Origin of the sequence: Microbispora catharanthi (assembly GCF_006334915.2) — a bacterium.
Lineage (GTDB): Bacteria > Actinomycetota > Actinomycetes > Streptosporangiales > Streptosporangiaceae > Microbispora > Microbispora catharanthi.
In genome coordinates this window covers 1-10,182 of sequence record NZ_VDMA02000051.1, presented here as the reverse complement: position 1 = coordinate 10,182, position 10,182 = coordinate 1, and the positions used below count along the sequence as shown (strand labels likewise).

Here is a 10,182-nt window from a genome sequence, read left to right as displayed (position 1 = left end):
GTAACTCCTCGCGGAACTGCTGCCGTTCGGCAGTCAGCCCGCCTCCTTGTGGATATCGCATGCTCCGGTGATACCGCACGGACGACGAGCCATCAGCCCCTACGACACCACGAGTTCAACCTCAGTAACCCGGCCGTGACCTGCCCGTCGGGTCCGGCCGGCACCTCGTGCCAGCCGGACACCAGCTCGTCAGCGCAGGAACGCGGCGGCCACTCCGGCGTCGACGGGGATGTGCAGGCCGGTGGTGAGGGACAGGTCGCCGCCGGTGACGGCGAAGACGGCGGCGGCGACGTGCTCGGGCAGCACCTCACGCTTGAGCAGGGTGCGCTGGGCGTAGAACTCGCCGAGCTTGTCTTCGGGCACGCCGTAGACGGCGGCTCGGTTGGCGCCCCAGCCGGAGGCGAAGATGCCGGAGCCGCGGACCACCCCGTCGGGGTTGATCCCGTTGACGCGGATGCCGTGCTCGCCGAGCTCGGCTGCGAGCAGGCGCACCTGGTGGGCCTGGTCGGCCTTGGCCGCGCCGTAGGCCACGTTGTCGGGCCCGGCGAACACGGCGTTCGTGGAGGCGATGTAGACGATGTCGCCACCCATGCCCTGGTCGATCATGATGCGGGCACTCTCGCGGGAGACGAGGAACGAGCCGCGGGCCAGCACGTCGTGCTGGCGGTCCCAGTCGTCGGCGGTGGTCTCCAGCAGGGAGCGCGACAGGGACAGCCCGGCGTTGTTGACCACCAGGTCCACCCCGCCGAAGGCCAGCACGGCCTGCCGTACGGCCTCGGTGACCTGGCCCTCGTCGGTGACGTCGGCCTGGACGGCCACGGCCGCGTCGGCGGGGCGGTACGCGCGGGCCCCGATCTCGGCGGCGACCTTCTCGGCGGCGGCGAGGTCGCGGTCGGCGACCACCACGCAGGCGCCCTCGGCGGCCAGGCGGCGCGCGGTGGCCGCGCCGATGCCCGAGCCGCCGCCGGTGACCAGCGCGATCCGGGTGGCCAGCGGCTTGGGCGCCGGCAGGCGGCGCAGCTTGGCCTCCTCCAGCTCCCAGTATTCGATGCGGAACTTCTCCGACTCCTCGATGGGGGCGTAGACCGACAGCGCCTCGGCACCGCGCATCACGTTGATCGCGTTGAGGAAGAACTCGCCGGCGACGCGGGCGGTCTGCTTGTCCTTGCCGAAGGAGAACATGCCGACGCCCGGAACCAGCACGATGGCGGGGTCGGCGCCGCGCAGCGGCGGCGAGGCAGGGGTGGCGTTCCGCTCGTAGTAGGCGCGGTAGTCCTCGCGGTAGGCGGCGTGCAGCTCGCCGAGGCGGGAGATCGCGTCTTCCAGCGGTGCGCCGGCGGGCAGGTCGAGCACCATCGGCGCGACCTTGGTGCGCAGGAAGTGGTCGGGGCAGGAGGTGCCGCGCTCAGCGAGCTCGAGGTGGCGTTCGCGGGACAGGAAGTCGAGCACCTCGGGGGTGTCGGTGTAGTGGCCGACCTGGCGGACGTCGGTCGAGCACAGGCCGCGCAGCACCGGGAACAGCGCCGCCGCACGTTCATGCCGGATGGCCTCGGGCAGCGGCTCGTAGCCCGGCTTGACCGGGCCGAACGGCTCGGGCCTGCCGTGCTCGGCGATGTACGCCTCGGCGGTGCGGATGATCCACAGGGAGTTGTCCGCGCACTCGGCGGAGGTGTCGCCCCAGGCGGTGATGCCGTGCCCGCCGAGGATGCAGCCGACGGCCTGGGGGTTGGCGTCCTTGATGGCGGCGATGTCCAGGCCGAGCTGGAAGCCGGGCCGCCGCCAGGGCACCCAGACGACCCGGTCGCCGTAGACGCGCCGGGTCAGCTCCTCGCCGTCGGCGGCGGCCGCAACGGCGATCCCCGCGTCGGGGTGAAGGTGGTCCACGTGCGCCGCGTCGACCAGGCCGTGCATCGTGGTGTCGATCGACGGCGTGGCCCCTCCCTTGCCGAAGGCGCAGTGGTCGAAGGCCGCGACCATCTCGTCCTCGCGTTCGACGCCCGGATAGACGCCGGTGAGCGCGCGCAGCCGGTCGAGCCGGAGCACGGCCAGGCCGGCCTCGGTGAGCGTGCCGAGGTCGCCGCCCGACCCCTTCACCCACATCAGTTCCACGTCGGAGCCGGTAACCGGGTCGAGGGCCGTTCCCTTGGCCGAGGCGTTGCCCCCGGCGAAGTTCGTGTTGCGGGGATCGGCTCCCAGCAGGTGCGCGCGTTCGAGCAGCTGCTCAACCGGCGTGGTCATGAAATTTCCCCCTACGAGTGGTTCGATGGGTCCGAACGATGATGGCCTTATGGGATGAGTTATGACAAAACGGGCGCCGGGCGGCAGGCTACAGCGACGGGCCGAGCGGCTGGAGACCGGCCCCTGGACCTGGCCGGCGGGCCTGGCCGGCAGTAAGGCGCGACCGGTAAGGCGCGACCGGTGAGGTGCGGAAGGATTCCGCTAGACGTCAGGCGCCCCAGCCGGCCCGGGTGCCGCCGACCCGCTCAGCCCGGATCTTGCCGAAGTAGCCCGACCGGGCGTAGGCCCGCATTGGCCCCACCGGCGTAGGCCCGCATGGACCTGACCGGGCGTAGGCCCGCATGGGATCGGGATCGAGTCTCATCTCCGGACGACTCCGCGACCTGGTGCACCACAGCGAACCACTCAAGACCTGTGGTCCCCTCGGCGGGGAGACCGCCTGGGACCACGCCGAGGCCCGCCTGCCCACTCTCCCGCGAGCCGGGGTGTCCCGCTTCGGCGTCAGCGGACGCGGGCCACGCCGCCGAGCGCGCCGGCCTTCCCCTCTCGCACGAAGGGGTAGTCGGTGTCGGGCCTCCACTCCTGCAGCGGCACCACTCCCGGCTCGACCAGGTCGAGACCGTCGAAGAACGCGAGGATCTGGTCGTACGAGCGGGAGGTGGTGCCGGGGACGGAGGTCCGGCTGAAGACCTTGCGGCCCTCCTCCTCCTGGTCGTCGCTCAGGTCGCCGAGGGAGCCGTGCGACACGACCAGGTAGCCGCCCGGCACGAGCGGGCCCCGGAGCGCCGTGACGATCTTCATCGCCTCGTCGTCGTCCGGGATGAAGTGCAGCACGCCGAGCAGGAGGACGGCGACCGGCTGGGAGAAGTCGATGTGCTCCCGGACCTCCGGATGCCGCAGCAGCGCCTCGGGGTCGCGCATGTCCGCCTCGATCGCGCGCACCCGCTCGTTCTCGGCGAGGATGGCCCGCGCGTGGACGAGGACGACGGGGTCGTTGTCCACGTAGACGACCCGGGACTCCGGGGCCAGTTCCTGGGCGACCTGGTGGACGTTGCGCTGCGTCGGAAGCCCGGCGCCGACGTCGAGGAACTGGCGGATGCCCTGCCGCGCGAGGTAGGTGACGGCCCGGATCAGGAACTCGCGGTTCTCCCGGGCGATGTCGGGGAGGTTGGGCAGGATCTCGATGATCTTCTCGGCTGCCTCTCGGTCCGCCGCGAAATTGTCCTTGCCGCCCAGGTAGTAGTCGTACATCCGGGCCACGCTCGGCGTAAACGGGTCGACGCCCGCCGGCGCCTTACGCTCGTCCACAACACTCCCCTCGTCGTACATCAAGGATGGTACGGCCTTGATCGCGACAAGGAGGACACGTCACCAATTTGTCATCGAACGCCAGAAACCGGCACGAAGAGGCTGAGTGTAGGCGAATCCGTTATCCACCTCGCTGGACCGCTCCTTGACGTGCCGAGACGGTAATTTACCGACTTACGGACAGTACGTTACCGACCTCGACGCACGTCTCACACTCTTGACAGTGCGCGCCGTCCCCACCTACGGTCACGGGACATCGCCGCGATCTACCCGCAGTCCGAAATGTTAGCGCTAACAGGTCGAGGAGCCCCCCTGATGAGAGCGGTCCCCCCGCCGCAGCTCACCCCGCCCCTCCGCGGGAACGTTTCACGCCGCCCCGCCCTCACGAATACGGCCTCCCTCATGCGCGATCGCCTCATGACCGCCTTACCTGCGCACCTGAGGTGAACGCCGCCCTCTCCACCTGGCATAACCGATAGGACATCGCCTTCATTGCGAGTCCGCACGCTCCGCCCCTCCCAGCGGGACCGCCACTCCGGCCGGACCCGGGACGAGTCCTCCTTCGCGGGCCGACGGTTCGCCCGCATATCAGTCGACCGCCCACTCAGATCCCACCCCCCACTCCTGTCAGGCATTTCCTGGCATTGCTCATCAGAGGAGTTTCGCGTGCCCGAAAATCGCCGATCCACGGCGATCCCCCGACGGTTCCGGAGGATCTCGCTCGCGACGGCCGCCACGCTCGTGTGCGGCGGTCTCGTGTCCAACGGTGGTGTGGCGAGCGCCTCCGGCGGATGGTCGCCGAAGCCGTCGTACACCTCGACCGACCGCGGTGACGGCACCTACACCGTGCCGATCCTCAACTCCGACGTGCCGGACATCAGCGTGGAGCGCGTCCCGGCCGCGGAGAACAAGGAGCACCGGGACGTCTACTACATGATCAGCACGACGATGCACCTGAGCCCGGGCGCGCCGATCATGAAGTCGTACGACCTGGTGAACTGGGAGATCGTCAACTACGTGTTCGACCGGGCCGACATCGGCGACGCGTTCTCCCTCCGCAACGGGCAGAACTCCTACGGCCAGGGCCAGTGGGCGTCGTCGCTGCGCTACCACGACGGCAGGTTCTACGTCGTCTTCAACACCAACAACCTCGGCGGCGCGTACCTCTACAGCACCGACGACGTCGAGAACGGCAAGTGGACGCGCACGCCGCTCGGCCGCGCCCTGCACGACCCGTCGCTGTTCTTCGACGACGACGGCACGGCGTACATCTTCTACGGCTCCGGCAGCACGAGCGCCGTGCGCCTGAAGTCCGATATGTCGGGCATCGACAAGGATTTTCCGAGCATCTTCGCGGCGAGCGACTACGCCGGCAAGCCGTTCATCGGCGGCCTGTTCGAGGGCGCCCAGGTCTTCCACATCAACGGCTACTACTACGTGGTCATCATCACCTGGCCCTCCGGGCAGGGACGCCAGGTCGCCATGTTCCGCTCGAAGGACCTGCTCGGGCGCTACACCTCGGCGGACGGCTCGAACACCTACGAGGCGCGCGGGGTGCTCAACTCCAACGGCTTCGCCCAGGGCAGCCTCGTGCCGATCTCCCGCAATGGCGGCACCGACTGGTATGGCATGTTCTTCCGGGACAACTTCCCGATCGGGCGCACCCCGGCGCTCATCCCCGCCACCTGGCAGGACGGGTGGCCGACGTTCGGCAACAGCGGGGTCGTGCCGGTTGGCGGCGCGTTCGACAAGCCGATCGAGCTGAGCGCGGAGGAGGAGAGGTTCGAGCAGCAGAAGAGCCTCGTCGCCTCCGACGACTTCGCCAACGACGCGCCGCACAAGGCGTACATGGACGAGCAGTGGACGATCCCTGACCCGCCCACGTACGACGACTCGCTCATCGGCGTCGAGCTCCTGCAGAACGCCGGGTTCGAGTCCGACGCGGTCGCGCCGTGGGCCGGGCAGTTCGGCGCGACGCTCAGCCGGGACACGAGCGATCCGGCCGCGGGCTCGGCGGCGCTGAAGGTGAGCAACCGCACGCTCAACGGGTCCGGGCCGAACCAGTACCTGAACGGGAAGGTGCAGCGCGGTGTGACCTACACCGTGTCGGCGAAGATCAAGTACACCTCGGGCCCGAGCAGCATCCGGTTCAACCTCGTGGCCGACTGGGGCGCGGGCGTCCAGACGATGGCGTCCGGGAACGTTCCCGCCGGGCAGTGGACGACCGTGACGGGCCAGTACACCGTCCCGGCGACGGCGAACGTGGACAACTTCAAGTTCGCGGTCGAGACCCCGTGGGGCAACCCCCAGCCGGCGTCGTCGAGCGTGGACTACCTGATCGACGACGTCTCGATCGTCGGTCAGCCGGTGACGACCGAGAACCCCTCCAAGGAGGAGATCGCCCCCAACGGGTCGCGGCTCGGCCCGGTGTGGGAGTGGAACCACGCCCCCGACAACCGCTACTGGTCGCTCACCGACCGGGAGGGATGGCTGCGGTTGACGACCGGCAAGGTGGTCACCGGCAAGTACGTCTACACCAAGCTGTCCAATCGGGACGAGCTGACCTGGTTCGAGGAGGCGCGGAACACGCTCTCGCAGCGTACGTTCGGGCCGCGGCAGTCCGTCGAGACCAGGATGGACATCTCCGGCATGAAGAACGGTGACGTCGCCGGCCTGGCCGCCTACAACCGCGGGTTCTCCTACGTGGCGGTCAAGCGCGTCGACGGCCAGAACACGCTGGGCGTCGTCAACCGGGTGCAGCCGTTCGCGGTCGACATCGACCAGTCGGCGATCGAGAACTTCGTGCCGGGCACGACGGTTCCGCTGGGAGACGCCACCCAGGTGTACGTGAAGGCGGACCTCGACTTCAGCTCGCCGGTCGGGCAGCTGTGGACGACGTTCTACTACAGCCTCGACGGGCTGAAGTGGACCCAGCTGGGCAGCCGCGTCGGCCCGCAGACGCTGGACGGCAGCCTCTCGCACTTCATGGGACACCGGGTCGGCCTGTTCGACTACGCGACGAAGGAGAAGGGCGGGCACGTCGACTTCGACTACTACGAGCTCAGCGACACGCTGAGCGCCCAGAACAAGCCGCTCGACACGAGCGCCCTCGACGCGGCCATCGCGTACGCGGGCACGCTCGACAAGCGCGACTACCCGGCGGACGCCTGGGCCGGCATGCAGGCCGCGCTCGACGGCGCGAAGGCGGCGCGGGCCGGTCAGTTCGGCACCCAGAACCAGATCGACGCTCCGGAGCGGGCGCTCAGCTACCAGCTGGCCCGGCTCGGCACGCTCAAGGCCGCCTCGCCGGAGGTCGAGCTGACCGTCACCGCCGCCTCGCGCTGCATCGGCACCTCGGCCTACCTGGCGGTCACGGCCGTCAACAACGGTGATGTGCCGGCGACGATCACGCTGACCACCCCGTACGGGTCCAAGACCGTGGCCGACGTGGCCCCGGGCAAGCAGGCCTACCAGTCCTTCAACACCCGCGCCACCCACATCGACGCCGGCACGGCGACCGTGAAGGGCACCGCCACGATCGACGGCAAGCAGGTCACCTCGTCCTACGACGCCGCCTACACCGCGGCCAGCTGCAGCTGAGCCGCTCACACCGCGGCCGGCCACGGCCGGCCACACCGGCGGTGACCACGGTCCCCACAACGGGGACACCGCCGCAGCACAACCCGGGGCCGGCCGACCAGCCGGCCGGCCGGCCCCACCCCCTAACACGTCGCGCGCGTCTGCGCGGTTCGCCGGGGCGGCTGCCCGTCCCTGTCCGCAGTGAGCCGACCCGCCCCGGGGCGTCCGTGTCCCCGGAAAAGTCTGAGGTCAAGGAGGATATTTCGTGTTGAAGCGTGTTCGAAGGACGACCCGGCGACGAGTCGCCGCTATGGCGGTGGCCGGCGCCATGCTGGCCGCGGCGGTCGCCGCGACGGCGGGGCCGGTCCAGGCCGCCGCCCCGAACATCATCGTGAACGGCGGGTTCGAGGACGGCCTCGGGAGCTGGTTCGTCAACAACGGCAATGCGACCGACGGCGCCACGCTGTCGCCCACAACGGACGCGTACGCGGGCGCGAGCGCCGTGCTCGTCACCGGCCGCAAGACGACCGGATCCGGTCCGATGCAGGACCTGTCCGGCAAGGTGCAGGCCGGCAAGACGTACGCGATCACGGCGCGGGTGAAGTACGAGAACCCCAACAGCCCGGCGACCAAGCAGTTCTTCGCCACCATGCACTACGGCGGCTCGACCTACACGAACGTCGGCACGGTGACGGTGGCGCGCGGACAGTGGGGGCTCATCCAGGGCACCTTCACGATTCCCGCCGGGCAGAGCGTCTCCACCGCGAGGCTGTTCTTCGAGACGCCCTGGACGTCGGACCCCGCGTCCGCTCCGGACACGCACCTCATGGACTTCAAGGTCGACGACGTGTCCGTCTCCGAGTTCGTGCCGTCGACGACCATCGAGGCGCTCGGCAAGAACCCCGGCGAGGGCAACCCGCTCATCTCGCACAAGTTCGGCGCGGACGGCAACGCGTTCGTCCACAACGGCCGCGTGTACATCTACATGACCAACGACACGCAGGAGTACAAGCCCGGTCCCACCGGGGTCTCCTCGACGAACACCTACGCCAGCATCAACACGATCACGGTCATCTCGTCCGACGACCTCATGAACTGGGTCGACCACGGCGAGATCCCCGTCGCGGGCCCGAGCGGGATCGCCCGCTACGCGAACAACTCGTGGGCCCCCGCCATGGAGAGCAAGGTCGTCGACGGCAAGGAGAAGTTCTTCCTCTACTTCGCCAACAGCGGCGGCGGCTCGGGCGTCATCGTCGGCGACTCGCCGATCGGTCCGTGGCACGACGAGCGCGGCAACCTGCTCATCACCAGTGCCACGCCGGGCGCCTCCGACGGCAAGAACTGGCTCTTCGACCCCGGCGTGTTCATCGACGACGACGGCCAGGGCTACCTCGTCTTCGGTGGTGGCGGCGACGACGGGTCGCGCAGCGCCGAGAACACGAACCACCCGAAGTCCACGCGTGTGATCAAGCTCGGCGACGATATGATCAGCACCAAGGGCTCGGCGGAGGTCATCGACGCGCCGCTCGTGTTCGAGGCCGGCTACCTGTTCAAGCGCGACGGCAAGTACTACTACTCGTACTCGTCGAACTTCGGCTTCGGCGGCCCGATCGACCCCAACGGCCCGCCGACCGGGGCCATCGCGTACCTCATGGCCGACAGCCCGATGGGCCCCTGGACGCCGGAGACGTACAAGGGCGTCATCTTCCGCAACCCGGGCACCTACTTCGGCGCCGGCGGCAACAACCACCAGTCGGTGTTCAAGCTCGGCGACCAGTACTACTTCACCTACCACGCCCAGACCCTCAACAGCCGCATCACGGGCGGCGCAACACAGGGCTTCCGCAGCCCGCACCTCGCCAAGCTCGACTTCAACGCGGACGGCACGATCAAGGAGGTGAAGGGCGACTACAAGGGCGTCGACCAGATCCGCAACCTCAGCCCTTACCGGGTGATCGAGGCCGAGACGATCGCCTGGCAGCAGGGCACCGCGACGAAGAAGATCGACGGCGGGTCGGAGGAGTTCGGCGCGCAGGCCCCGAACCTAGTCGTGCACGACATCGACAACGGCGACTGGACGTCGCTCGCGAAGGTCGACTTCGGCACGGACGGCGCCGCGGGAGTCACCGCCAAGGTGCGCCCGCTCGCGGCCGGCGGGAAGATCGAGATCCGTCTCGACGGCCGCACCTCGCCCGTGGTGGCGACCATCCCCGTCGACGCGCCGCTCGGCGAGTGGACGAAGCTGACCGCCAAGCTCGACGGCGTCAAGGGCGTGCACGACGTGTACTTCACCTACGCCGGGCCCGACGGAGCGGACCTCTTCGAGGTCGACTCCTGGTCCTTCGAGGCCGCCTCGTCGCCGGTCAAGCTGATCGTCACCGCCGCCTCGCGCTGCATCGGCACCTCGGCGTACCTGGCGGTCACGGCCGTCAACAACGGTGATGTGCCGGCGACGATCACGCTGACCACCCCGTTCGGGTCCAAGACCGTGGCCGACGTGGCCCCGGGCAAGCAGGCCTACCAGTCCTTCAACACCCGGGCCGCCCAGATCGACGCCGGCACGGTCACCGTGAAGGGCACCGCGACGATCGACGGCAAGCAGGTCACCTCGTCCTACGACGTCGCCTACACCGCGGCCAGCTGCTGACGACACCGGGGGAGTCCTCGGCCGACCGCTGACCGTATCGGCGGTGGCCACCGTCCACGCGTAGGGGACACCGCCGCAGCACAACCCGGGGCCGGCCGGCCGACCAGCCGGCCGGCCCCGCCCCTCATCAATGGAGCGAACATGAAAATCAACAGGACCACGCAGGCACTGGCCGCGTCCGTGCTCGGCCTCACCCTGGCCGGCGCCGGCCTGGCCGGCCCCGCCGCGGCCGCCGACGACCCCGGCACCGGCAGCGGCATCGACGTGTCGGTGAACATCACCCCCACCACCCCCGGCCAGCTGTCGATGACCGTGGCCGACAACACCGGGGTGTCCCTGCAGGAGAACGGCTCCGACGCCGCCGCCCGCCAGTTCACCGGCACCCTGCCCACCGTCACGGTGACCGACAC

The 10,182-nt window shown here is 69.5% G+C and carries 5 protein-coding genes; 3 read left to right on the top strand and 2 right to left on the bottom strand.

Annotation, left to right across the window (positions count from 1 at the left end; translation table 11 throughout):
• Nucleotides 1-189 precede the first annotated feature (189 nt).
• Both FH610_RS42230 and FH610_RS42225 read right to left on the bottom strand, forming a co-directional pair.
• Complete coding sequence (locus tag FH610_RS42230) at nt 190-2,238, bottom strand: bifunctional aldolase/short-chain dehydrogenase (protein WP_139580865.1); 2,049 nt, start codon at nt 2,236-2,238, stop codon at nt 190-192.
• A gap of 501 nt (nt 2,239-2,739) precedes the next feature.
• Nucleotides 2,740-3,546, bottom strand: a complete 807-nt coding sequence (locus FH610_RS42225) for an SAM-dependent methyltransferase (RefSeq protein ID WP_240809525.1) — start codon at nt 3,544-3,546, stop codon at nt 2,740-2,742.
• A 666-nt stretch (nt 3,547-4,212) separates the two neighbouring features.
• Between FH610_RS42225 and FH610_RS42220 the strand changes: the two genes are divergently transcribed.
• From FH610_RS42220 to FH610_RS42210, 3 genes are all read left to right on the top strand, one after another.
• Nucleotides 4,213-7,146, top strand: a complete 2,934-nt coding sequence (locus tag FH610_RS42220; RefSeq protein ID WP_205826457.1) for a family 43 glycosylhydrolase — start codon at nt 4,213-4,215, stop codon at nt 7,144-7,146.
• A gap of 244 nt (nt 7,147-7,390) precedes the next feature.
• Nucleotides 7,391-9,772, top strand: coding sequence for a family 43 glycosylhydrolase (locus FH610_RS42215; protein WP_139580863.1), 2,382 nt, complete (start codon nt 7,391-7,393; stop codon nt 9,770-9,772).
• A 141-nt stretch (nt 9,773-9,913) separates the two neighbouring features.
• The coding region (locus FH610_RS42210) for a hypothetical protein (RefSeq protein WP_205826456.1) at nt 9,914-10,182 on the top strand (269 nt) is incomplete at its 3' end.

What these genes read in the sequence shown, in the direction of transcription:
- FH610_RS42230 (WP_139580865.1), bottom strand. Translation starts at nt 2,238, where the DNA reads ATGACCACGCCGGTTGAGCAGCTGCTCGAACGCGCGCACCTGCTGGGA.